This window comes from Specibacter sp. RAF43, assembly GCF_052114065.1.
Classification (GTDB): domain Bacteria; phylum Actinomycetota; class Actinomycetes; order Actinomycetales; family Micrococcaceae; genus Specibacter.
The window spans coordinates 1-24,427 of sequence record NZ_JBFREA010000033.1; the positions used below are offsets into that span (position 1 = coordinate 1).

General features: G+C 69.0%; 16 protein-coding genes and 1 tRNA gene. 10 read left to right on the forward strand and 7 right to left on the reverse strand.

All coding sequences use genetic code 11. The features are described 5' to 3' along the window. Positions 1-178: 178 nt before the first annotated feature. The 4 genes from AB4Y80_RS15255 to AB4Y80_RS15270 form a co-directional block, all read right to left on the reverse strand. On the reverse strand, positions 179-916 hold the full coding sequence (locus AB4Y80_RS15255; protein ID WP_442215197.1) for an amino acid ABC transporter ATP-binding protein: 738 nt from the start codon (positions 914-916) through the stop codon (positions 179-181). Between the two features lie 3 nt (positions 917-919). Next, on the reverse strand, positions 920-1,678 hold the full coding sequence (locus AB4Y80_RS15260) for an amino acid ABC transporter permease (protein WP_442215198.1): 759 nt from the start codon (positions 1,676-1,678) through the stop codon (positions 920-922). 3 nt (positions 1,679-1,681) lie between these two features. Then, positions 1,682-2,617, reverse strand: a complete 936-nt coding sequence (locus tag AB4Y80_RS15265; protein WP_442215199.1) for an ABC transporter substrate-binding protein — start codon at positions 2,615-2,617, stop codon at positions 1,682-1,684. Positions 2,618-2,916: 299 nt separating this feature from the next. Beyond that, positions 2,917-3,630 carry a 3'-5' exonuclease gene (locus tag AB4Y80_RS15270; RefSeq protein ID WP_442215200.1) on the reverse strand — a complete coding sequence of 238 codons (714 nt, stop codon included), beginning with the start codon at positions 3,628-3,630 and terminating at the stop codon, positions 2,917-2,919. A gap of 84 nt (positions 3,631-3,714) precedes the next feature. On the opposite strand from AB4Y80_RS15270, the gene AB4Y80_RS15275 reads away from it, so the two are divergent. Genes AB4Y80_RS15275 through AB4Y80_RS15285 form a run of 3 tightly spaced genes read left to right on the forward strand, consistent with a single transcriptional unit; the run spans position 3,715 to position 10,804 of the window. Beyond that, a complete protein-coding gene (locus AB4Y80_RS15275) occupies positions 3,715-4,113 on the forward strand; it encodes an MGMT family protein (RefSeq protein WP_442215201.1) in 399 nt (132 codons plus the stop codon). After that, positions 4,110-7,370 carry an ATP-dependent helicase gene (locus AB4Y80_RS15280; protein ID WP_442215202.1) on the forward strand — a complete coding sequence of 1,087 codons (3,261 nt, stop codon included), beginning with the start codon at positions 4,110-4,112 and terminating at the stop codon, positions 7,368-7,370. Before AB4Y80_RS15275 ends, AB4Y80_RS15280 begins: the two co-directional genes overlap by 4 nt. Next, positions 7,367-10,804 (forward strand): ATP-dependent helicase, encoded by a 3,438-nt coding sequence (locus tag AB4Y80_RS15285; protein ID WP_442215203.1) that lies wholly within the window; start codon positions 7,367-7,369, stop codon positions 10,802-10,804. Before AB4Y80_RS15280 ends, AB4Y80_RS15285 begins: the two co-directional genes overlap by 4 nt. Before the next feature lie 48 nt (positions 10,805-10,852). Here AB4Y80_RS15285 and AB4Y80_RS15290 read toward each other — a convergent pair whose 3' ends face one another. Beyond that, positions 10,853-11,947 (reverse strand): macrolide 2'-phosphotransferase, encoded by a 1,095-nt coding sequence (locus AB4Y80_RS15290; RefSeq protein ID WP_442215204.1) that lies wholly within the window; start codon positions 11,945-11,947, stop codon positions 10,853-10,855. Positions 11,948-12,102: 155 nt separating this feature from the next. On the opposite strand from AB4Y80_RS15290, the gene nudC reads away from it, so the two are divergent. Together nudC and AB4Y80_RS15300 are read left to right on the forward strand one after the other, a co-directional pair. Beyond that, the gene (nudC, locus tag AB4Y80_RS15295) at positions 12,103-13,080 is read left to right on the forward strand and encodes an NAD(+) diphosphatase (RefSeq protein WP_442215205.1); all 978 of its coding nucleotides are present in this window, start codon (positions 12,103-12,105) and stop codon (positions 13,078-13,080) included. Between the two features lie 32 nt (positions 13,081-13,112). Beyond that, a complete protein-coding gene (locus tag AB4Y80_RS15300; RefSeq protein ID WP_442215211.1) occupies positions 13,113-15,215 on the forward strand; it encodes an ATP-dependent DNA helicase UvrD2 in 2,103 nt (700 codons plus the stop codon). Here the strand turns inward: AB4Y80_RS15300 and AB4Y80_RS15305 are convergent. After that, positions 15,176-16,270 carry a ThiF family adenylyltransferase gene (locus AB4Y80_RS15305; protein WP_442215206.1) on the reverse strand — a complete coding sequence of 365 codons (1,095 nt, stop codon included), beginning with the start codon at positions 16,268-16,270 and terminating at the stop codon, positions 15,176-15,178. The two genes, AB4Y80_RS15300 and AB4Y80_RS15305, sit on opposite strands and share 40 nt — an antisense overlap. Before the next feature lie 177 nt (positions 16,271-16,447). Between AB4Y80_RS15305 and AB4Y80_RS15310 the strand changes: the two genes are divergently transcribed. Then, the gene (locus AB4Y80_RS15310; RefSeq protein ID WP_442215207.1) at positions 16,448-17,131 is read left to right on the forward strand and encodes a M48 metallopeptidase family protein; all 684 of its coding nucleotides are present in this window, start codon (positions 16,448-16,450) and stop codon (positions 17,129-17,131) included. A gap of 13 nt (positions 17,132-17,144) precedes the next feature. Here AB4Y80_RS15310 and AB4Y80_RS15315 read toward each other — a convergent pair whose 3' ends face one another. Continuing rightward, complete coding sequence (locus AB4Y80_RS15315; RefSeq protein WP_442215212.1) at positions 17,145-18,623, reverse strand: zinc-dependent metalloprotease; 1,479 nt, start codon at positions 18,621-18,623, stop codon at positions 17,145-17,147. Positions 18,624-18,878: 255 nt separating this feature from the next. Between AB4Y80_RS15315 and AB4Y80_RS15320 the strand changes: the two genes are divergently transcribed. The 4 genes from AB4Y80_RS15320 to AB4Y80_RS15335 all read left to right on the forward strand — a co-directional run bounded on the left by AB4Y80_RS15320 (position 18,879) and on the right by AB4Y80_RS15335 (position 24,259). Continuing rightward, a complete protein-coding gene (locus AB4Y80_RS15320; RefSeq protein ID WP_442215208.1) occupies positions 18,879-19,973 on the forward strand; it encodes a YlbL family protein in 1,095 nt (364 codons plus the stop codon). A 98-nt stretch (positions 19,974-20,071) separates the two neighbouring features. Beyond that, on the forward strand, positions 20,072-23,107 hold the full coding sequence (locus tag AB4Y80_RS15325) for a UPF0182 family membrane protein (RefSeq protein WP_442215209.1): 3,036 nt from the start codon (positions 20,072-20,074) through the stop codon (positions 23,105-23,107). A 106-nt stretch (positions 23,108-23,213) separates the two neighbouring features. Further along, a tRNA-Met gene (locus tag AB4Y80_RS15330) sits at positions 23,214-23,290 on the forward strand. 114 nt (positions 23,291-23,404) lie between these two features. Next, complete coding sequence (locus AB4Y80_RS15335; RefSeq protein WP_442215210.1) at positions 23,405-24,259, forward strand: SDR family oxidoreductase; 855 nt, start codon at positions 23,405-23,407, stop codon at positions 24,257-24,259. Positions 24,260-24,427: the final 168 nt, after the last annotated feature.

The following is a 24,427-nucleotide window of genomic DNA, read 5'->3' on the forward strand; positions in this document are numbered from 1 at the left end:
CCGGCCGACCACCCCATGAATCCGGCCGACCACCCCATGAATGGACAGGTCCCGCACAAGGCATCCAAACGGAGCCAGTCAGTTGAAGAGTCACATCCACGGGGCGGAACGGCTAGTACCCACTCTGCCAGCCAGTCCCAGACCAGCTACCACTAAGACTCACAGTCAGTCGAGGAGGCTAGAGGACGTCCGAGAGGAAGCTCTTCAGGCGGCCGGTGCGGGGCTCGCTGAACAGCTGGTCCGGCGACCCCGTCTCCACCACGACGCCGGCATCCATGAACGTCACGGTGTCCGAGACGTTCCGGCAGAACCCCATCTCATGGGTCACCACCACCATGGTCATCCCGCCCTTGGACAGCTCCGTCATGAGCGCCAAAACGCCCTTCACGAGTTCCGGGTCCAGGGCGGAGGTGGCCTCATCGAAGAACATGACCTCCGGCTCCATGGCCAGCGCCCGGGCAATCGCCACGCGCTGCTGCTGGCCGCCGGAGAGGTTGCCGGGGCGGGCGTCGGCCTTGTGCTTGAGCCCCACCATCTCCAGCTGTTCCAGCGCCTTCGCCCGCGCCTGGTCCTTGGGCATGTTCCGCAGTTTGCGCAGTGCCAGGGACACGTTCTCCACGACCGTCTTGTGCGGGAACAGGTTGAATTGCTGGAAGACCATGCCAATACGACGGCGGAGCTCGTCGGGGTTCTCGGCCAAGACCGACGTGCCGTCCAGGAGGATGTCGCCCTCATCCGGCTCGATCAGCCGGTTCATCACGCGCAGCAACGTGGACTTCCCCGAGCCCGACGGGCCGATCACCGAGGCGGTGGTGCCCTGCGGGACGTGCAGGTCGATGCCGCGCAACACGTGGTTGCGGCCGAAGGAGAGATGGATGTTCTTGGCCGTCAGGGAGCCCGGCGAAAAGTCACTCATGGTCTAGGCTCCCTTTCCAACAAGAGCGGCGGCCTCATCGGGCTCAATTTTTTCCTTCTTGCCCGAGCGCATGCGGGCGTCCATCAGGTTCACCACGTGCGTCAGGGGGATTGTCAGGATCAGGTACAGGACCCCGGCCGCCACCAAGGGGGACAGGTTTCCGGAGTTGGCCGCCGCGTCATTGCCGATGCGGAAGATTTCACGCTGGCTGGCCAGGAGTCCCAGCAGGTAGATCAGGGAGGAGTCCTTGATCAGGGAAATCAGCTGGTTCACCAGGGCCGGCAGCACGCGCCGGATGCCCTGCGGGATGACCACCAGGATCATGGAGGACGTGTAGCTAAAGCCCAGTGCCCGGGACGCCTCCAGCTGCCCCTTGTCAACGCTTTGAATGCCGGAACGGAAAATCTCACCAATGTACGCGGCGGCCATCAGGGTCAAGGCCAGGATGCCCAGCGGGAAGGGGTTGGTGCTGCCGGTCAGCGACCGCACCACCGGGCCCAGCCCCAGACCGATCAGCAAGATGGTTAGGATGGCGGGCAGGCCGCGAAAAATATCCGTGTAGATCCTGGCGATCCAGCGCGGGATCGGATTCCGGGAAATGCCCATGACCGCCAGGACCAGGCCCAGGATGCAGCCCAGGATGGCCGAGGAAACGGCAAGGATCAGGGTGTTCGGCAAGCCGACCGTCAGCATGGAGGGAATGACTGCCCCCATGGCCTCCCAGTCGAAAAACGTCTTAAGGAGCTGCTGGAGTACGTCCATAGATTAGCCCTTCGGAACCGTGACGGCCTTGGAGCCCGGCGACCAGTCGGCGGGGGTTACGCGCGTCGGGTACCACTGCTTGGTCAGCTTGGACCAGGTGCCGTCGGCCACCACGGCATCCAGGGCCGAGTTCAGCGCGTCCGTGAGCGGCTTATTGCCGGAATTCACCGCGTAGGCGGTGAAGTTCTGCGTGTTGACCACCGATTCGACGATGGCGGTCCCGTCGCCGTCCTTCACCTGGCCGGTGGCCTGCTGGGAGGGGGCCACCCAGGCGTCGACCTGGCCGTTCTTGAGGTTGGCGTAGGCGGTGTTGTAGTCGGAGAAGCGCACCGGCTCAAACTTCAGCGTGTTCGTGACGTAGTCGTCCTGGACGGTGCCCTGGACCACGGCGATGCGGGTGTCCTTGGTCAGGTCCTTGAAGCCCTTGACGGCGGCGTCGGTCTTGGCGACGACGGCCATGTAGCCAAAGTCGTAGCCGTTCGTGAAGGCGACCGACTTGCGCCGGGCGTCGGTGGTGGAGATCGAGGAGGAACCGACGTCGAACTGCTTGTTCGCCACCTGGGACAGGAGCGCGGCGAAGTCGGTGGACTTGAACTCCACCTTCAGGCCCAGCTTCTCCGCCATGGCGCGCAGGAGCTCGTTGTCATAGCCGGTGAACTTGCCGGACTTGTCGATGAAGATGTTCGGCGGGGCGTCGGAGAGCGTACCCACCGTGATGGTGCCCGGAACAATGAGGCCCAGGGCCGCCTTGTCGATCTTCTCCAGCGCGGTAACGTCCTTGGTCGTGTACTTGTCCAGGGACACCTGGTCGCTGCCGGCAAGGGCGTCGGTGGGCGAACCGGTGCCGGTCGTCGCCGCGCCCCCGCAAGCGGCCAGGGAGACGGCCAGGGCAACGGCGACGGGCACGGTGGTGAGCCACTTCAGGGCTGATTTCTTCATCGGGCGTTCACTTTCATTTCAGGTCCCAGCCCGGTTTCACGGGGAATGGGCTTCACAGGAAGCGGGGAGCTGGGCCACGGGCGCGAAGCTTGTAGCAGAACTCAACCCACAAAACTAAATTATGTCAGCAGCGCCCCGGATGTGGCGGATGCGAACAAATGCTTCATGAAAGTGGATTTGACAAAAGATTCAACCGATCATGGGCGCCCACCGGCGGGTGCGTCCCGTCGCTCACGGGCCCGCCTCCGCAGGACTGACGCAGCCCCGGCGGAGCCGGTACGAATTTTTTCCGATGTGATTTATGTCATTGCCAGGTGCGCCTGCTGCCAGGGCAGAACCGGCCAGCCTCCCTCAATCACGGCCGTCGGGTCCTTGATGCGGCGCAGGTATTGCTGGAAATCGGCGGCCTGCTCCCGGGCCCACCCCACCTGCGACTCGTGCAGCTCCGCCACGTCCACGCGCAGGGCGCTGTACTTGGCGGCCAGTGCGTCGGCGAGGCGCAACGTGGCCTCCGCGTCGGCCGCGGATGTGTGGGCGTCCTGGAGCGAGACCCCGTACTCCTCGCACAGGGCCACGAGGGTTCGGCTGCCCTTGCGGAACCTGTCCACCTGCTTGTTGCAGATGAACGGGTCGATCACGGGGGACGGGGTGATTTGGGCCAGGTCGTGGCGGCGGGCCTCGTAGGCCAACACCGTGAAGTCGTAGCTGGCGTTGAACGCGATGACGGGAATGTTGTTCGCAAACAAGGTGGCCAGGACGGCGCCCACCTCGGCGGCGACCACGTCGGCCGGCCGGCCGTGCTCGCGCGCGTGGGCGGTGCTGATGCCGTGGATGGCGGTGGTTTCCTCGGGGATCTCCACCCCCGGGTCCGCCAGCCACTCGTACGTCTCCGCCACGGCGCCGGAGTCGTCCACGACCACCACGGACGCCGTGACGATCCGGGCCGTGCGGGGATCGCGGCCGGTGGTTTCCAAGTCAAACGCGGCCCGTGGGTGCAAGTTCCAGCTAGTCATGCCACCACGCTACCGGGCGCCACCGACACTTTCGCCCCGCGCCCCCGGCAGCGGGCACGGCTTGCGGACAACTAGGGTGGAAACATGCGTGCGGAGTATATTGAGGCGGTCCTGGACGTGATCGAGCTGATCCCGGCCGGATGCGTGCTTTCCTATGGGGACATCGCGGCCCTGCTGGAGCGCGGCGGACCCCGCCAGGTGGGGTCGGTGATGTCCCGGCACGGGTCGGCCGTGCCGTGGTGGCGGGTGATCCGCGCCGACGGGCGGCCGCCGCAGTGCCACGACGCCCGCGCCCTGGTGCACTATCGCCGGGAGGCAACCGCCTTGCGGGGCCAGACGGGAGGGGAACACCCGTCCTGGCGCGTGGACATGGCGGCCGCCCGCTGGAATCCCACCGAGGCCCAGTTTGACGCCATCGACGCCATTGCCGCCAGGCTGTCCGCCGCCGCATTGTCGGACCCTCATGATGGACTGGACGCATGAGTTCGATCCCACGTCTTTCGCTTGTTCCCCCGGCAGCCTCCGCCGCCCGGCGGCCGTCGCTGAGCGCCGACCAACGGGCCGTGGTGGACCTTGCCCCCGGCTCCGGCCCGGCCCTGGTGTGGGGCGCCCCGGGCACCGGCAAGTCCACCGTCCTGATCGAGGCGGCCGCCAAGCGCATTGAGTACGACGGCGTGGACCCGGCCGGTGTCCTGCTCCTGGCCCCGTCACGGCTGGCTGCCGCCCGATTGCGCGACGGCTTCAGTGCCCGGCTCACCAGAAGCCTGAGCACCTCACCGGCGCGGACCTGGTCCTCCTACGCCTTCGACCTCCTGCGCCGGGCCGCCGTGGAGGGGCGCACCCCCTATCTGGCCGGTCCGCCGCGCCTGATGAGCGGTCCCGAGCAGGACCTGATCATCAAGGAGTTGCTGGAGGGTCACAAGCAGGGCCTGGTGGTGGCCCCCGACTGGCCCGCGGACCTGGCCGACGCCCTGGAAACCCGCGGTTTCCGCCAGGAAGTCCGCCAGCTCTTCGACCGTGTCATTGAATACGACGTCTCCCCGGAGCGCCTGGCCGAGCTGGGGGTGGCCAACAACCGCCCCGACTGGGTGGGCGCGGCCGGCCTGTACCGCGAATACCGGGACGTGGTGGATTGGGGGAAGTCCGGCTCGTACGATCCGGCCGGCATCATCACGGCCGCGGCCACCGTGCTGCGCAACGACGAGGAATTCCTGGACCGGGAACGGGCCCGGCTGCTGCTGGTGCTGGTCGACGACATCCAGGAGGCCAACCGCTCCGTGCACGACCTCCTGCAGCTGGTGGGCCGGGGCAAGGACGTCCTGGTGACGGCGTCGCCGGACACCGTGGTCCAGGGATTCCGCGGCGCCCGGCCGGACCTGGTGGGGACGCTGCGGGAATCCCTGGCCACCGTGCACGTCCCGGTCGCCGAGTTCTCCCTGTCCACCTCGCACCGGTTGACCCCCGAACTCGCCCGGGCCTGGAACGCCGTCGCCGAGCGTATCTCCCAAACCCGCGGGGGCCACAAGGCCCGCGCCCTGGCCTGGCCGGAGCCCGCCCCCGCGCCCGGAGCGGATCCGGGCGGCCGTCCCGGACGCCCGGCATCGTCCGTCACGGCCCATGTGGTGGCCTCCGAAGTCCATGAGCTGCGGCTGGTCGCCGAGCGCATCCTGCACCTCCAACACGTGGCCGGCTACGGGCTGGGGGACATCGTGGTGATCGTGCGCACCGGCGGCGCACTGGCCGAGCTGGAACGGTACCTTGGCGGACAGGGCATCCCGGTGAAGGTGCCCGTCGCCGAGAATCCCGTGCGGGAGGAACCCGCCGTGCGCCCGCTGCTGGAGGCATTCCGGGCGGCCCTGGACCCGGCGGTGCTCGATGCGCCGCTGGCGGTGTCCCTGCTGACGTCGCGGCTGGGCCGGTCCACCGCCCTGCACCTGCGCCGGCTGCGGCAGGCGCTGCGGGCGGCGGAACTGCACGACGGCGGCGGCCGGGCCAGCGACGAGCTGCTGGTGGAGGCGCTGAACAATCCGGCCAAACTGGCCCCGCTGGGCTGGGAGGCCCAAAACGCGGGCCGGATTGCGGCCATGCTGGCCGCCGGCCGGGCCGCCGTCGCCGAACCCGGCGCCAACGCCGAAACTGTGCTGTGGGCGCTGTGGGAAGCCTCCGACTGCTCCGGCACCTGGGAAGCGCAGGCGCTGCGCGGCGGCCCCACCGGCATCCGGGCCGACCGCGACCTCGACGCCGTCATGGCCCTGTTTCAAACGGCCGAACGCTATGTGGACCAGCTGCCCGGGTCCAGTCCGCAACAATTCCTGGACTACCTGCTCAGCCAGGAGCTGCCCATGGACACCCTGGCCGCCCGCGCCCAGCGCTCCGATGCCGTGGAAATCCTCACCCCGGCCAGTGCCGCCGGCCGGGAATGGCCCGTGGTCATCGTGGCCGGGCTGCAGGATGGGGTGTGGCCCAACACCCGGCTGCGCGGTGAATTGCTGGGCAGCCAGCTGCTGGTGGACGTGCTCGAACGCGGCGCGGATGCCGCCCGCCAGCTCGACCCCGCCGGCCGGCTGCGCGAGATCCGGTACGATGAGCTGCGCAGCTTTGCCGCGGCCATTTCCCGGGCCCGGAGCATGCTCATCCTCGCCGCGGCGTCCGGGCACGACCTCCAGCCCTCGCAGTTCATCGACCTGGCCGCCCCGTACGTGCCAGTCACGGACTCCGGCGGCGAATCACAATACCCGGTGCGGCCGGTGGAGCAGGTGCCCCGGCCCATGACGCTGCGCTCCCTGGTGGCGGAGCTGCGCCAGGAATCGGAAATGCACGCCGAGCCGGAGGCCGCCCGCATGCTTTCGGTCCTGGCGGAGCAGGCCGTGCCGGGCGCCGCGCCGGCGGACTGGTGGGGACTGGCCCCGCTGAGCTCGGACGCGCCCATCGTGGCCGACGGCGAAGCGGTGACGGTCTCACCCTCGAAGGTGGAGGCCGTGCTGAAGTCGCCGCTGAACTGGTTCGTCAAGGCGGCCGGCGGAGAGGCCAGCACCGACTTTGCCCGCAGCCTGGGCACCCTGATCCACTCCATTGCCGAGCAGATCCCGGAGGGGGCCGGGCACGAATACCTGGCGGAGCTGCACAAGCGCTGGCCGTCCCTGGGGCTGCCGGAATCGTGGGAGACCGACCGGGACTACGGCCGGGCCCAGGAAATGCTGGGCAAGCTGGCCCAATACGTGGTGGACGCCCGCATGCAGGGCCGGACACTGCTGGGCACGGAGCTGGACTTCACCGTGGACATCCCTTCCGGCGACCGGGTCGTCAGGCTGCGCGGGCAGGTGGACCGGGTGGAGGTGGACGCAAACGGCAACCTGGTGATCATCGACCTGAAAACGGGCCGGCGCAAGCCCACCAAGGCCGAACTCGCCCGGCATCCCCAATTGGGCGCCTACCAGGCGGCCGTGCTGGCCGGGGCCTTCGCCGAGGAGGCCGCCGCGGCCGGACACCCGGGCGCCGGTCCCGGCGGGGCGGCCCTGCTGCCGCTGGGCGACGGCAACAAAACCATCAAGACCCAGGACCAGCCGCCGCTGCCCGCCGGGGCGGACGACTGGGCCACGCCGGAGGTCCTGGCGGCCGCCCACCTCATGGCGCAGGCCTCCTTCCCGGCCCGGCACGATGCCGGCTGGAGCCAACGCCACGGCTGCCCGCTGCCCACCATCTGCCCGCTGTGCCCCGAAGGGAAACAAGTCACCGAATGAGCCGCTCAACCCTGCTGTCGCCCGAGGAACTGGCCGACCTTCTCGGCCAGCGCCCGCCCACCGAGGAACAGGCCGCCATCATCCGCTCGCCCCTGGAACCGCTGCTGGTCATCGCCGGCGCCGGGTCCGGGAAGACCACCACCATGGCCGACCGGGTCGTGTGGCTGGTGGCCAACGGCCTGGTGCTGCCCGAGGAAATCCTGGGCGTGACCTTCACCCGCAAGGCCGCCGGGGAGTTGGCCGCTCGGATCCGCGGGCAGCTCGCCAAACTGGGTACCCTGGCCCGCTCCGGGGCGGTCCAGCTGGCCCCGGCCGCGGCCGCCCGCGACGCCCTGGAACCCAAGGTGTCCACCTACCACTCCTATGCCAGCGGGATTGTCAGCGACTACGGGCTGCGGCTGGGGATCGAGCGCGACGCCGTGGTGTTGGGCGCCGCCGAGGCCTGGCAGCTGGCCAGCGACGTCGTCGAGGCGCACGACGGCGACCACGAGCACTTCACGGCGGCGAAGCCCACGCTGATCCAGGCCGTGATGGACCTGGCCGGCGAATGCGCCGAGCACTTGGCGGACCCGTCGGAGGTGGCCGCAACCATCGACGGCTACGTGGCCGCCCTGGACGCCCTGCCCTACCTCGCGGAATCCGCCAAGCCGCGCACCGCGGCGGCCGCCGGCCTGCTGAACGTCCTGCGCACGCGCGGCACCGTGGCGGGCCTGGTCCGGCGCTATGCCGCGGCCAAGCGGCGTCGCAACGCCCTCGACTACGGCGACCTGGTGGCGCTCGCGGCCCGGGTCGCCGACCAGGTCCCGCACGCCGGCGCCATGGAACGCCAGCGTTTCAAGGTGGTGCTGCTCGACGAATTCCAGGACACCTCCCACGCCCAGCTGCGGCTCTTCGCCAAGCTGTTTGGCGGCGGACACCCGGTCACGGCCGTCGGCGACCCGCACCAGTCGATCTACGGCTTCCGCGGCGCGTCCTCCGGGCAGCTGTTCCGCTTTCCGGAGATCTTCGTACGGGGCGACGGCGGGTATGCCCCGACAGCCGAGCTGACCATTGCGTGGCGCAACTCCGCGCACATTCTGCAGGCGGCCAACGTCATGTCCGCCGAGCTGGCGGCGGCCCAGACACGGAAGGCCAACGCCCGGCTGGCCGCGGGCCTGTCCGCGGGGGAGCGCGCGGCGGCCGGGCCGCAGGTGGTGGTGTCGCCGTTGCGGGAAAAACCCCAGGCCCCCGCCGGCGAGGTGGTGTTGGCCCGCTATGGAACGGAAGTCGAGCAGGCCGAGGCCGTCGCCGCGGAAATTCTGGCCCGCAAGGGCGACTTCACGTCCCACCGCGGCGCCCAGGGCGCCATGACGGTGGCCGTCCTGTGCCGGCGTCGGGCGCAATTTGCCACGCTGCAGTCGGTGTTTGACGCCAACGGCATCCCCTACGAGGTGGTGGGGCTGGGCGGCTTGCTGGCCACACCGGAGATCGTGGACCTGGTGGCCACCCTGCGGGTCATCGCCGATCCCGCCCGCTCCGATGCCCTGATGCGCCTGCTGACAGGGGCGCGGTGGCGGATCGGCCCGGCGGACCTCATGGCGTTCGCGGACTGGTCGCGGTACCTGGCCCGGCGCCGCGCCTGGGCCGCGCGGAACAATGTGGCATTTGACGCGGCCGCGGTAGCTTCCGCCGGCCCCGAGGGGGACACGCCGGAGGAGCCCGGGGAGCCGGTGGTGACCTCCGACGTCGTCGACGCCGCGTCCCTGGTGGAGGCGTTGGACTACCTGAGCCCCGACTACTGGCCGGACGCGGCGCGGCCGCTGACGGACACCGCACGCGCGCGGCTGGTGGCCCTGCGCGACGAGCTGCGCATGCTGCGCACGTTCGTCGGCGACGACCTGACGAACCTGCTGGGCGTCGTGGAGCGGACCATGCGCCTGGACATTGAACTGGCTGCCAAGCCCGGCTCCAGCATCCACCATGCCCGGCGCAACCTGGATGCGTTCGCCGCCGCCGCCGCCACGTTCATGCAGGCGGCCGAACGGGTGGACCTCACCGCGTTCCTGGCGTGGCTGGAGACGGCCGAATCCGAGGAAGGCGGCCTGGAGATGACGGCCGTGCAGACCAACCCGGACGCCGTCCAACTGCTGACGGTCCACGCCTCCAAGGGCCTGGAATGGGATGTGGTGTTCGTGCCGGGCATGAACCGCGGCGCGTTTCCCAGCGCCCGGGCCGATCGCTGGAGCCAGGGCGCCAGCTCGCTGCCGTGGCCGCTGCGCGGGGACCGCGAGGACCTCCCCGAATGGAACATGGATGTGCCGGACCTGAAGACCCTGCTGGAGAACGAGAAACTGTTTGCCGACGATGTCCGGGCGCACGGCGAGGAGGAGGAACGCCGGCTGGCCTACGTTGCCTTCACCCGGGCCCGTGACTTCCTCATGTGCACCACCACGGTGTGGGGGGCCGGGAAGACGCCGCTGGTGCCCTCACCGTTCCTGGACGAATTACTGCCCCTGGCCTCGGGCGCCGTCCAAAGCGCCCGCCTCGGGCTGTGGGCYGACGATCCCGAGGACGGGGCGGAGAACCCGGTCGGCGCGGGGGAGGAGTCCGCGGCGTGGCCCTACGATCCCCTGAACGGGCCCGTTATTCTCGGCCGCCACGGCGTCGCGGAACGGGTGGGGCGCCGGGCGGACGTGGAACGGTCCGCGGCGGCCGTCCTTGCGGCTGGGCCAACGGCTGGGCCAACCGTAGGGCTGGCCGTGGGCGGCGAGGACTTTGTGGCCGTGAACCCCCGCTGGGGCCGGGAAACAGCCGTCCTGCTGGCGCAGGAGCAGGTGGAATCGGACCAGCTGCGAGTCGAGCTGCCGCCGCACATTTCCGCCTCACGCCTGGTGGCGCTGGGGGAGGACCCGGCCAAGGTCACCCGCGCCATGCGCCGGCCCGTCCCAACCAGGCCCGGCATGGCGGCACGGAAGGGCACGGCGTTCCATGCCTGGATCGAGGAGTTCTTCGGCACCACCGGCCAGCTGGACCTGGACGAGCTCCCCGGTGCCGACGCGTACGTCGATGAGGCGTATGGGCTGGCGGAGATGCAGGAGACGTTCAAGAATTCGGCGTGGGCCAACAGGATCCCGGCGGAGCTGGAGGTGCCGGTGGAAACGCGCGTGGCCGGCGTCGTGGTCCGGGGCCGGATCGACGCCGTCTTCCGCGACGCGGACGGCGGGTGGGACCTGATCGACTGGAAGACCGGCGCCGTCCCGTCGAAGAAGCAGCTGGCGGTGCGCGGCGTCCAGCTGGCCGTGTACCGGTTGGCGTGGTCGCGGTTGAAGGGCGTGCCGCTGGAGCAGGTCCGGGCCGCGTTTTACTACGTCGGCAAGGACGTGCTGGTGCGGCCCGTGGATCTTGCCGGCCAGGACGCGCTCGAGGCGATCATCACCAACGCCTACACGCAGTAGGGGAATCCGGCGCACGGCGGCGGACCGGTCGGGCCAGGTCACCGCGCGCTAATGGCTAAGCGGGATGACCTTCAGCGCCGTGGTGTCCACGTCCTCGGCGGGCGCCGGGTCCTCGTCCGCCGGCTTCACCGCCGCGTCGGCGTCGTCGGTGGGATCCTCGGCAACCACGCCCACCTCGATGACGGGCAGGGCGCCGGTTGCCGCCGGAGCCGGCACGGTGCTGATGGGCTGGCCGCCGTGTTCGTTGATGTCCGTCTCGAGGGTGCGCAGCATGGTCTCGGCATCGGCCACCATGCGGGCGCTGTCGGCGGCAAACCCCTTGACGAGCCACTGGGCCAGCGCAAATTCGGCGCTGAGTGCGGCCCGGCGCAGCAGGTGCGGATCGGGGGACTCCCGGCGGGCCGCGGCGTAGGCCTGCATGACCGTGTCCACGAACTCGGGGTCGTTGATGGCCACCAGCCAGGCAAAGTCGTCGGCGGGGTCGCCCACGCGCAGATCGGTCCAGCCCATGACGGCCGTCACGGTGGGGCCGTCGAGCAGGATGTTGTCCTCATGCAGGTCGCCGTGGACCACCGAGGCGTTGAAGCGCCACAGCGGCACATCCTCCATCGCGTGTTCCCAGCGCCGCAACAGTGACGGCGGGATCTTGCCGGTGGTGGCCGCCTGGTCCAGCTCGTTAAGCTTGCGTTGGCGGAACTCGTTGGCCGTATAGCTGGGCAGATCCGAATTCGTCACCACTTCCTGGGGCATGTCGTGGATGGCGGCGATCGCCGTGCCGATCTCCAGGGCGAGCGCGGCGCCGCCGGCGGCCAGGGTCTCCACGGGTTCGGGCTTCCCGGCAATGTGCGAGTACACGAATGTGGTGAGCTCGCCTTGGCGCACGGTCCCGGCCACGGTGGGCAGCAGGAACGGCAACTCGGCGCGAATCGCGGGGGCAAAGGCGCGCAGGACCTGGCGTTCGGTCTCCAGCCGGGCGCTGGCCTCGGCATGTTTGGGGGAGCGGACCCGCCACCGCCGGTTTTCCGAATCAACCAGCAGGGCGGAGCTGAAATCGGCGGCATCGTCGGGTTCGGCGGCACACGCCGTGAGGTTGAGCCCGGGCACGGCGGCGCTGGCGATCGCGGCCAATTCGATTGCAGTCATTCGTCTCACACCTCCACCGTAGAGTGCCGACGCGGCAACGCCGCGCCCATGCGGCGGCGAGTCGCCAGAACATCGGCCCCGCGGACATCCCCGCCTGTCCACAACCCGCACCGGCTGGAATGTAAATTACGGGCGGAACTGCGTACGGTAGAACCATGATTGAACCTCTGTCGTCCCCGGAAGCCGTGCTTGATCGAGACTGCGAACAACGCAACGAGCCGGGGTATCTTCAGGAGGTCCTGGCCGGGCCGGCCCACCGCCTGATGATCCTGCACCGCGGCAAGACGCCCGTCGACGCGGCCGGGATCGTCTACCGGGACGGGGCGGGCGCGCCGTTCCCGGACGGAACACTGACAATCTACCTGGGTGCCGTGCTGCCCGGCCGCCATCCCCGCCTGTCCCAGGGAACGCCCCTGGTCTTGAAGGTACTCACGGACGACGCCGACCCCTCGCCCTGGGTGCCCGGGGACGCCGCCCTCTCCGGCTTCCGGGATGCGGCCGCCGTACTGCCGGAGGCCGACGCCGCGATCTTCATCCAGGCCCAGGCCGTGGCCAACTGGCACCGCACGCATCCGCGCTGCCCCCGGTGCGGGGCGGAAACCGAATCCGTCTGGTCCGGCTGGATGCGCCGGTGCGTGGCGGACGGCTCGGAACACTTCCCCCGCACCGACCCCGCCGTCATTGTGGCGGTCGTGGGTCCCGAGGACAAGATCCTGCTGGCCAACAATGCCGCCTGGGAGAGCAACCGGTACTCCACGGTGGCCGGATTCGTGGAGGCGGGGGAGAACGCCGAGCAGGCCGCGGTCCGCGAGATTGCCGAGGAGGTTGGCGTGCACCTGCACACCACCATCTACCTGGGCTCCCAGGCGTGGCCGTTTCCGCGGTCGTTGATGGTCGGGTTCCTGGCCTACACGGACGACGCCGTGGCCGTCCCGGATGGGCGGGAGGTGATCGGCGCACGCTGGTTCGGCCGTGCGGAATTGCAGGCGGCCGTGCTCAGCGGCGAGGCGGTGATCTCCCGGCGGCAATCGATCGCCCGCTCCCTCATTGAGCACTGGTACGGCGGCACCATCCTGGAGCCCGGCGAGGTGTCGACGGCCACCTCGGCAGTGGCGGCGGGCGGCGGTCAGTGACGTTCGACCCCCGGGCGGCCGGCCTGCCCGTCATGGACGAGCGCACGGCCGAAGAGCGGATCCTGGCCGGGCTCGACGACGAACAACGCGCCGTCGCCACCACCCTGGCCGGGCCGCTGTGCGTCCTGGCCGGTGCCGGCACCGGCAAGACCCGCGCCATCACGCACCGCATCGCCTACGGCGTCCACACCGGGGTCTACAACCCCAACCGGCTGCTGGCCGTGACCTTTACGGCCCGGGCGGCGGCGGAGATGCGCTCCCGGCTGCGGGACCTGGGCGTCGGCACGGTCCAGGCCCGCACCTTCCATGCCGCCGCGTTGCGCCAGCTGCAGTATTTCTGGCCGCACGCCGTCGGCGGCCAATTGCCGGGACTGCTCGATCACAAGGCGCAAATCATCGCCGAGGCCGCCCGCCGGCTGCGCCTGTCAACGGACCGGGCCGCCATCCGCGACCTCGCGGCGGAAGTCGAGTGGGCCAAGGTGTCGATGTTGACCCCGGAGACCTACCTGACCCGTGCCCAGGACCGGGGCGAGCCGGGTGGGCTGGACAAGGTGGCCGTGGGCCGGCTGTTCCAGGCATATGAGGACGTCAAGGCGGACCGGAACCTCATCGACTTTGAGGACGTCCTGCTGATCACCGTCGGGATCCTGCAGGAGGACCCGCGCGTTGCCGCCACCGTCCGGGACCAGTACCGGCACTTTGTCGTGGATGAATACCAGGACGTTTCCCCGCTGCAGCAGAAAATGCTGGACCTGTGGCTGGGCGGGCGTGAGGAATTGTGTGTGGTCGGTGACGCCAGCCAGACCATTTACTCATTCACCGGTGCGACGCCGCGGCACCTGCTGGACTTCCCGAAGCGGTATCCGGGGGCCAACGTGGTGAAGCTGGTGCGGGACTACCGCTCCACCCCGCAGGTGGTGGGCCTGGCCAACTCATTGCTGAAGGGCCGGCGCAGCGGCGGCCTGGCCGCGGACGCCCTGTGGTCGACGCCGTTGCACCTCGTGGCCCAACGCCCGTCCGGCCCCGTCCCGGAGTTTTTGGAATGCACCGACGACGAAGCCGAGTCCGCGGCGGTGGCCGCGCGCATCAAGATCCTCATCGAGCACGGCACCAAGGCCAGCGAGATTGCGGTGCTGTTCCGCACGAACGGCCAGTCCGAGGCCTACGAACAGGCCCTGACGGCGGCGGGGGTCGGTTACCAGCTGCGCGGCGGGGAACGTTTTTTTGCCCGGAAGGAGGTGCGCGACGCCATCTTGCAGCTGCGGGCGGCCTCCCGGGCGGCCGACGACGAGCCGTTGGGGCAGCTGGTCCGCGACATCCTGGGGAACCTCGGCTATCAGCCCGAGGCGCCCAAGACCGGCGGCGCCCTGCGGGAGCGCTGGGAGTCGCTCGCCGCGCTCGTGGCACTGGCCGACGAACTGGTGGTATCCCGCAGCACGCCCGAGCACCCGTTTTCCCTGGTGGACCTGGTGACGGAGCTGACCGAACGCGCCGCCGCCCAGCACGCGCCGACGGTCCAGGGCGTGACCCTGGCGTCGCTGCACTCGGCCAAGGGCCTGGAGTGGGATGCGGTGTTTCTGGTGGGGCTCAGTGAAGGGCTGATGCCGATCTCCTTTGCCGACACGCCCGAATCCGTGGACGAGGAACGCCGGCTGCTTTACGTCGGCATCACCCGGGCCCGGGAATTCTTGAACTTTTCCTGGTCCAGCGCCCGGACCCCCGGCGGGCGCGCCAACCGGCGCCCGTCCAGGTTCCTGGACGGGCTGCGGCCCAACACGGCAACGGCGGCCGGCCCGCGCCCGCCGGCCCGCAAGAGCCGGAAGGCGGCGTCGCCGTCGGTGTGCCGGGTGTGCGGAAAAATTCTGGGCACCGGTGCCGAGCGGAAGATCGGCCGCTGCGCAACGTGCCCGCCCGGCTATGACGAGGCCGTTTTCGACGAGTTGCGTGCCTGGCGGCTGAAGGAGGCCACCGCGGCCGAGGTGCCCGCCTTTGTGGTGTTCACGGACGCCACGCTGATGGCCATCGCGGAGGCGGCGCCCCGGGACCTGGAGGAATTGGCCACCCTGCCGGGTGTTGGTCCGTCCAAGTTGGAGCGCTATGGCGACGCCGTGCTGGAGATCGTCTCCAGCGCCTGACGCTGAAGCTGGCAGCCGCACGCCGGGTGGGGGGCAAACTCCCGCCGGGACCACCGGCCGTCGTCCGGGTGAAACGTCAGGACCGAGGACCAGGCGCTGGGCCGGTTGACGCCGTCGAGAAAGACCAGGGCCGCCGCCGCCGCGGTCCCGGCCAGCGCCGTGGCCAGTGCCGCGTGTTCCAGGAGCGCGGTGCGTGGGCGCTGGCGGCCCGCGGCGTCGTTGTCCGCCGCCAATTGCCCACACACCTGAAGCCACTGGGCATCACCGGAGCCGCGGTGCCGCTCCACGCATTCGCCGCAGGCGGTGGATCCCGGCACCACGAGCGGGCCCACCGTGCCGTCCTGCTCCCGGACCAGGACGAACATGTGCGCCCGGTCGCTGCCCATCAGCCGCGAGGACAGTGCGGCGCCGACGGCGTCGTGCCCCACCGCGATCGCCAGATCGAGGCAGCGGGGATCGGGGCCGCCCGCCCCGCCCGTGTGCACCACATGTGCGTGGCAGCTCGGGTCCACGGCCAGCAGGTGCCGGCGGACCGCCACCGAGCGCAGCAGGCCGATGTCGCTGAGCCGGAATGCGCCCGGGCCGACGTCGACGGCGGTCACCGCCCGGTCATCCTCCAGCAGGACGGTCCCCACGCCGGCGCCGACCAGGACCTGGGCCAGGGCGGCGCCCGTGCGCCCCAGGCCCAACACTTGGACGACGCCGTGTTCTCGGCGGGCCATGTAGCCGCGGCTCGGCGCGTGGTGCAGTGCCAGCAGGGCCGTGGTCTCGGGCAGGAGCCGTTCGGCCCGGTAGCCTTCGGTCCGCAGCTCCGCGTCGGTAAACAACAGGCCCGACAGTGCCGCACAGATCTCCAGGGCCCGCTCCGGCGGCACACCGCACCGCCCGGCCCGTTCGACCACGGCGCCCTCCGGGATCCCGCCGCGCAGGGCCGCCAGGAAGGCGAAATCGGCCTCGTTGAGCCCGTCGATGACAATGCCGCCGGGGCCCACGCCAATTTGGGCGCTGGCGGCCGTGCGCCTGACCAGGCGAAGCCCGGGGTTGATGGTGGTCATGATGAGCCTCCCGCCTGTTCGGGCCCCGTGCGCCGGTTGGGTGGCACAATGCGTGGCCGTCTTTCGATCGTGGCACGGCACGGGAATTGGTGCCGAAAGTTATCCACAGTGTGGCGTTGTCCACAACCCGGGGAACCCGGCTCGATTTCCGTCGGCCGGCCGTTATACGGTCGACTCATGGCAGCGCAAAAGAATCCGGCACGCACACCGATCGGCCGCGGAACGCCCGGACCCATCGGGGATTCCCTCTCACTCCACCGGACCGCGAACGGGGCGGACGTGGTGGTGCGGCGGACCCGGCGCCGCACCACCGGCGTGGCGGCGTTTTGGGAGAGCGGGCGGGCCGTCATTGCCGTGCCGGCCCGTCTGACCGTGCAGGATGAGGACTACTGGGTGCCGCACATGCTGGCCCGGCTCGAGACCACCACGCGCACCCGCCGCGGCGACCGGCGCCGGCATGCGCCGGCCGGCGATTCGGCCTTGATGGACCGGTCCGTGCAGCTCTCCGCAACGTATCTGGGATCCCGTGCCGTGCCCGCGTCGGTGCGGTGGGTGACCAACCAAAACGGGCGGTGGGGCTCGGCTACCAGCGGGCGCAGGACCATCCGCATCTCGCACCATGTGCAGGGCATGCCGGAATGGGTGCTGGACTATGTCCTGCTGCACGAACTTGCGCATCTGATCCACCCGAACCACAGCGTCGCGTTTTGGGCGGAGCTGGCGGGCTACCCGCATGTGGCGCGGGCCAAGGCCTTCCTGGAGGGCGCGGCCTTTGCCGCGGCACGCAACATCGCGGACATCGACCTGGACGGGGAGGACGTGGAGGACGTGGAGGACGGTGAGGACCCGGGTCCGTCCTGACGCCGGCAGGCGACTAAGCGCCGGGGGCCGTGTCCTCGCCGGAATCCCCACTCGCCGGGTTGCCGGCATCGTCGCTGTTCGTGTCCGCGCCGGCACCGTCCGTGGGGGCACCGTCCGCGCCGGCACCGTCCGTGGGGGCACCGTCCGTGGGGGCGACGTCGTCGAACCCGCCGGAGAGCAGCTTGGCCAGGGCGGCGTCAACGTCGGATTCGGAGGCCTCGGAGGCGTCGAGCCGGCCCACGAAGCCGGCGGCGTCGTCCAGGTCCGCCGCGGTGGGCAGCAGGTCCGGGTGCGCCCAGATGGCATCACGGCCAAAAATGCCGCGCTGCTCCTTCAGCGACGCCCACAGGGCGGCCGCCTCGCGGAGCCGGCGGGGGCGCAGTTCCAGGCCCACCAGCGAACCAAAGGCGTGCTCGGCCGGGCCGCCCGTGGCGCGGCGGCGCCGGATGGTTTCCCGGATGGCCCCGGCGGAGGGCAAATTGGTCGCGGCCGCAAACGTCAATTCATCAACCCAGCCTTCCACCAGGGCCAGGGCCGTCTCCAGCTTGACCAGGGCGGCCTCCTGTTCGGGGGTGCGTGCCGGCATGAACACGCCCTCGGACAGTGCCGCCTGCATGGATTCGGGATTGGCCGGGTCCAGGTTGTGGGCCAGGTCCTCGATCCGGGACATGTCGATGTGGATGCCCCGGGCGTAGGACTCGATGGCCCCCAGCAGGTGCCCGCGCAGCCACGGCACCTGGACAAACAGGCGGGCGTGCGCGGCTTCCCTCAAGGCCAGAAAAAGTCGGATGTCCTGCTCCGGAACCTCCAGTCCCTCCCCGAACGCCTTGACGTTGGCCGGCAGCAGCGCCATTTGCAGGTCGGCCAGGGGGACGCCGATGTCCGTGGAGCCGACCACTTCCTTGGACAGCGCGCCAACGGCCTGCCCCAGCTGCAGCCCGAACAACGCCCCGCCCATGTTTTGCAACATGGAGGAGGCCTCGCCCATCACGGACTTCATCTCCTCGGGCAGTTGCTCGTTCATGGCACTGGAGATGGCAAAGGCGATGCTGTTGGCCACCGGCTCCGTCAGCCGCTTCCACGTGCCCAGCGTTTCTTCGACCCACTCGGCCCGGGACCATGCCTTGCCGATAATGCCCGTTGGGGCGAGCTCGGTGAATGGATCCAGCCACAGCTCGGCCAGGCGCAGGGCCTCGTCAACTTCGCGGGCCTGGGCGGGCGTCACGGACGGATCCCCGCCGGCAGCGGCCTTGCGGGCGGCGTCATGCGCCAGGTCCCAGTTGACCGGCGTGTCAGAGGAGCCGCTCATCATGGCCTGCACCTGGGCAAACATTTGCGCCAGCACATTGGGGTCCGACGGCAGGCCCGCGGCCTTCGCCAATTCGGCCGGGTCAAAGCCTTCCATGCCCTGGCCGCCCATCAGGTTCGCCAGCATTTCGGACAGCGGATCCTTGGGGGTGTCGTCGTCGTTGTTCGCTGGGGTGGAGGACATGATGTGCCGTTCGTAGCAGGAGATGCTGATTGAGTTCACGTTACCGCCGCGCCCGGCGCTTGTCGCCCCATGACAGGGTCCTGTTCGCTACCGGCAAAGGTGTCCGGCCGGCTCCCAGCGTGCACTCGGTGAGACCCAGTAGGCTGGACTGCGGCGCGCACCGTGCCGGGCCCCGCCGCGCCCGGCCGGCTCCGGCCAGGCGGCCCATGAGGGCCGCACCGCACGGGCAGGAAATCCTTGGAAAGGGTCGATGTTGTGAGCCAGGAGAACTACGAGCCGTCGGCATCGCCGCCCGCCCATCGTGACGGACGATTTTCCCTCATGATGGTGTCGGGCGTGGTTGCCGTGGTGCTCGGCGTCGCGGCCATGGCCATCCCGGTCCCGTACGTCATCGAATCTCCCGGCCCCGCCATCAACACCATCGGCCGGGTCAACGACCAGCCGGTGATCACGGTGTCCGGCAAGGACAGTTTCCCGGCCACCTCCGGCAGTCTCGATTTGACCACCGTCCACCTCTCCGGCGGCCTGCCGGACAGCCAGGTCAACATCTTTGAGGTCTTCCGTTCCTGGCTCACGCCGGCGGACGCAATTTATCCGGCCGAATTGATCTATGCGCCCGGCATCAGCCAGAGCGCCGTCAACAGCGAAAATTCCGCGGCCATGACCACCTCCCAGGAAGACGCCACGGCGGCGGCCCTGACGGCGCTGAAAATCGACTACCGAACCGTGCTGGCCGTGGCCTCGGTTCCCGCCGACGGGGCATCCGCCGGGATACTTAAGCCCGACGACGTCCTGCTGACCATCGGCGGCAAGAACGTCACGGACCTGGGCGTGATCCGGGGCGTCCTGGCCGAGGGGCAGGGGCGGGCCGTGGCATTGACGGTGCGCCGCGGCGGCGCCGAAAAGACGGTGTCCGTGACCCCCAAGGCGGGCAAGGACGGAAAGTACCTGCTGGGCATCGCCTTGCAAAACAAGTTCACCTTTCCCTTTGACGTGAAGATCTCCCTGAGCAACATTGGCGGCCCCAGTGCCGGAATGATGTTTGCGCTGGGCATCATGGACACCCTGACCCCGGGTGAACTGACCGGCGGGGCGCACTTTGCCGGCACCGGAACCATTGACCCGCAAGGGAAAGTGGGCTCCATCGGCGGCATCGCTCAGAAGATGGTCGGTGCCCGAAACAGCGGCGCCGACTACTTCCTGGCGCCGGCCGCCAACTGCGGGGACGTCCTTGGCCATGTCCCGGATGGGCTTCGGGTGATCAAAGTGGATAGTCTGGAGCAAGCATATGAAGCAGTGTCAGCAATTGGGGCCGGCCAAGACGGCTCCAAGCTGCCAACTTGCCAGTAGGGAACTTAGCGCATTCGCCGTTCGTGGCATGAACTAGGGCACCTTCGTGGCCTGCAAAGCATCACTTTCGAGTCAGCACGAGCCAAATAGAGGTACGAGTGACATCCCGCCCAACCCCCTCAACAAACAGCCCCGTCAGACCAAAGCGCCGCGGTGCCTTGTTGCCAACCGTCATTGTGGTGGCGGCACTGGTGGTGGGGATAGTTTTCTTTGCCGGCGTCTACACGGACGTGCTGTGGTACGACCAGCTCGGCTTCTCCGAAGTCTTCTGGCGCGAGAAGATCGCCAAGCTGCTGATCTTTGTCGCGGCTTTCCTCATCATGGCCGTCGGCGTGTACTTCTCCATCCGTCTCGCCTACCGGGCGCGGCCCGTCTACGCCCCGGACAGCCAGCGCGATGACAACCTCAACCGCTACCAGATGCAGCTGGAGCCGGTCCGGCGCGTGGTGATGCTGGGCGTGCCCGTCGTCTTTGGGCTGTTTTCCGGGACCGCGGCCATGGCGCAGTGGGAGAAGGTGCTGCTGTTCTTCTTCCAGGTGCCGTTTGGGCAAGCCGACCCCGAATTCGGCCTGGACATCAGCTTCTACACCAACACCCTGCCCTTCCTGGGCCTGCTCATCGGGCTGCTGATCAGCGTCACCGTCATCGCCTTCATTGCCGGCGTCCTGACCCACTACCTCTACGGGGCCATCCGCGTGCACGAGCGCGGCATCTTCACCTCCCGGGCCTCGCAGATCCACATGGCCGTGCTGGCGGCGGTGTTCTTGATCCTGCTCGGGGTGAACTTCTGGCTTGACCGCTACGGCACCCTGCAGCACAACGGCGGCTACCGGGCCGGGGCCATGTACACGGACGTCAATGCCGTCATCCCCACCAAGTCCATCCTGGCCGTGGCCGCCATCATCGTGGCCATCTTGTTTATCGTCTCCGCCGTGATCGGGCGCTGGAAGCTGCCCCTGATCGGCACCGGCATGCTCGTGATCACCGGCATCGTCGCCGGCGGCATCTACCCGTGGGCAATTCAGCAACTCCAGGTTGTCCCCTCCGAGCAGGTGCTCGAATCCCCCTTCATCGGGCGCAACATTGACATGACGCGCCAGGCGTACGGCCTGGCCGGCATGGAGGTCACCCCGTATAACGCCACCACGACGGCGACCGCCGGGGCGCTGCGCAAGGACGCCGACACAGCGGCCAACATTCGCCTGCTGGACCCCAACCTGATTTCTTCCACGTTTGCCCAGCTGGAACAGTACCGCCCGTACTACAAGTTCCCGAAGACCCTGAACGTGGACCGGTACACGATCGACGGCAAGGTCCAGGACGCCGTCATCGCGGTGCGCGAGCTCAACCCGCAGGGCATCAACCCCGGTCAGCAGACCTGGTACAACCAGCACCTGGTGTACACGCACGGCTACGGCGTGGTGGCCGCCTACGGCAACACCGTCACCTCCGACGGCAAGCCGGTGTTCATGCAGTCCGGCGTCCCGTCCACCGGGGTCCTGGGCACCGACACCAGCTACCAGCCCAGGATCTACTTCGGCCAGTCCATGACGGACTATTCGATCGTGGGCGCGCCGGAAGGCACCCCGCACGTGGAGCTGGACCGCCCCCAGGGCACGTCCGCCGGTTCGGCCAACGACAATCCGGCCGGCGAGTCGCTGACCACCTTTACCGGCAACGGCGGCCCGTCCCTGGGCAACGCCTTCAACCGGCTGATGTATGCCATGAAGTTCCAGTCCTCGGACCTGCTGCTGACCAACGGGGTCAACAACAAGTCGCAGATCCTCTACGACCGCACCCCGGAGGAGCGCGTGGCCAAGGTGGCACCGTACCTGACCATCGACGGCAACCCGTATCCCGCCGTCGTCGACGGCAAGGTCAAGTGGATTGTGGACGGCTACACCACCAGCTCCTACTACCCGTACTCGCAGCAGCAGCAGTTGAAGGACGCCACCACGGACTCGCTGACGGCCGCCAACGGGGTGGGCGCGCTGCCCAACGCGTCGATCAACTACATCCGCAACTCGGTCAAGGCCACGGTTGATGCCTACGACGGCTCCGTGAACCTGTATGCCTGGGATCCGGCGGACCCGATCCTGAAGGCCTGGCAGAACGTCTTCCCGTCCACGATCAAGCCCTTCACGGAAATGTCCGGGGACCTGATGTCGCACGTGCGCTACCCCGAGGACCTGTTCAAGGTCCAGCGCGAACTGCTGGGCCAGTACCACGTGACGAACCCCGGCAAGTTCTACAACAACACCGAGGCGTGGAGCATCCCGGATGATCCCACGACGGCGGCCACGGACAAGCAACCCCCGTACTACCTGTCGCTGAAGATGCCCGGCCAGACCAAGACGGCGTTCTCGCTGACCACCGACTTCATCCCGCAGGAAGTCCAGAACACCGAGTCCCGCAACATCCTGTATGGCTTCATGGCCGCCAACGGCGACGCCGGGAACACCAAGGGTGTGAAGAGCCCGGACTACGGCAAGCTGCAATTGCTGGAGCTGCCGGCGGACACGCAGGTGCCCGGCCCGGGCCAGGTCCAAAACACGTTCCAGTCCGACCCGTCCGTCTCCGAACAGCTGAACGTGCTCAAGCTGGGCCAGTCCGACGTCAAGAACGGCAACCTGCTCACCGTTCCCGTCGGCGGCGGGCTGCTGTATGTCCAGCCGGTGTACGTGCAGTCCACCGGTTCGACGTCGTATCCCACCCTGCAGCGCGTGCTGGTGGCGTTCGGGAACAAGATCGGGTACGCGGCCACGCTCAACGAGGCCCTGGACCAGCTCTTCGGCGGTGACTCCGGCGCGGCCGCCGGTGACGCCAACGTCAACAAGGGCGGCGGCACCGGGGGCAGCTCCACGGAGGGCGCCAAGGGCACGACCAGCACCAATCCGGCCCTGGCCAAGGCCCTCAATGACGCCAATGCGGCCTTGAAGGAGGGCCAGGCGGCGCTGGCGAAGGGTGACTTTGCCGCCTACGGCGCGGCGCAGAAGAGGCTCGAAAGCGCCCTTGCGGCGGCCCTGGCCGCCGAGGGCGTCGCGGGGAAGCCTGTTCCGTCCGCCTCTCCGAGTGCCACGCCCGGAGCCACGCCATCCGTGACGCCCAGCGCCAAGCCGAGCGCCACGCCCTAACGCAGGGGAACTCCCGGCGGCCGCCCCACGGCGGTCGCCGGGAGACCAACGTCACCCGCCCCGGATTTTGTGGCCGGGGCGGTGCAGCGTACTGTTAAGAACACAACGCGGGGTGGAGCAGTTCGGTAGCTCGCCGGGCTCATAACCCGGAGGTCACAGGTTCAAATCCTGTCCCCGCAACCATGGAAAAGGCCCTGACCGGCAGCAATACCGGTTGGGGCCTTTGGTTTTTTCGGGGGCCCGGCAGCCGCGAGGGCCGGGGGTACAGTGGGCGGACAAGCCAATCCTGGAGGGGCCATGACCACAGCACCGGAGCAACCGCCGCAGGGAAGCCTGGGCGGGAAGACGATCCTCATCTCCGGCGGCTCCCGCGGGATTGGCCTGGCCATTGCCCAGCGTGCCGCCCGCGACGGCGCGAACGTGGTGCTCATCGCCAAGACCGACACACCGGATCCGCGGCTGGAAGGGACCATCCACACGGCGGCCGCGTCCATTGAGGCCGCCGGGGGCCGGGTCCTGGCCTTCGTCGGTGACATCCGCTCGGATGAGACGATCTCGCGCGCCGTGGAAGGTGCGGTGACGGCGTTCGGGGGCATCGACGTCGTCCTCAACAATGCCAGCGTGCTGTCCCTGGCCGGGACCCTGGATGTCTCGCCCAAGCGCTTTGACCTCATGCAGGACGTCAACGTGCGCGGCACCTTCATGCTCACCCGGGCCGCGCTGCCGCACCTGCTCCGGGCCGACAACCCGCACATCCTCACGCTCAGTCCGCCGCTGAACCTTGACCCGAAGTGGCTCGGCGCCCACCCGGCCTACACGCTGGCCAAATACGGCATGACGCTGTGTGCGCTGGGGTTCGCCGCCGAATTCGCCGACCGCGGCGTGGCCTCCAACGCGTTGTGGCCGCGCACCACCATTGCGACGGCCGCCGTGGCCAACATCCTGGGCGGGGAGGAGATGATGCGGCGCTCGCGCCATCCCGCCATCATGGCCGACGCCGCGCACGCCGTGCTGACCACGCCCGGCCGGGAACTGACCGGGCAGACCATCATTGACGAGGAACTGCTGCGCTCTCGCGGCGTGCGCGACTTTTCCGGCTACGCCGTGGATCCGGCCGCGGAGCTGATGGTCGACCTCTACGTGGACCCCTAGCAACTACCCCGCATTAGATGCTGAAAATTGGGCGAAATCGGGCTCTTCTGACGTATCCGTGGGTTAGTTTCGGCCTGGGAGGGCGGGTTTGTGGCCTCCCAGGCTGAGCATGGCTAGGGCGATGAGGGCTTCGGGTTTCTTGAAGCCGAAGGCGACGCGGGTGATGAG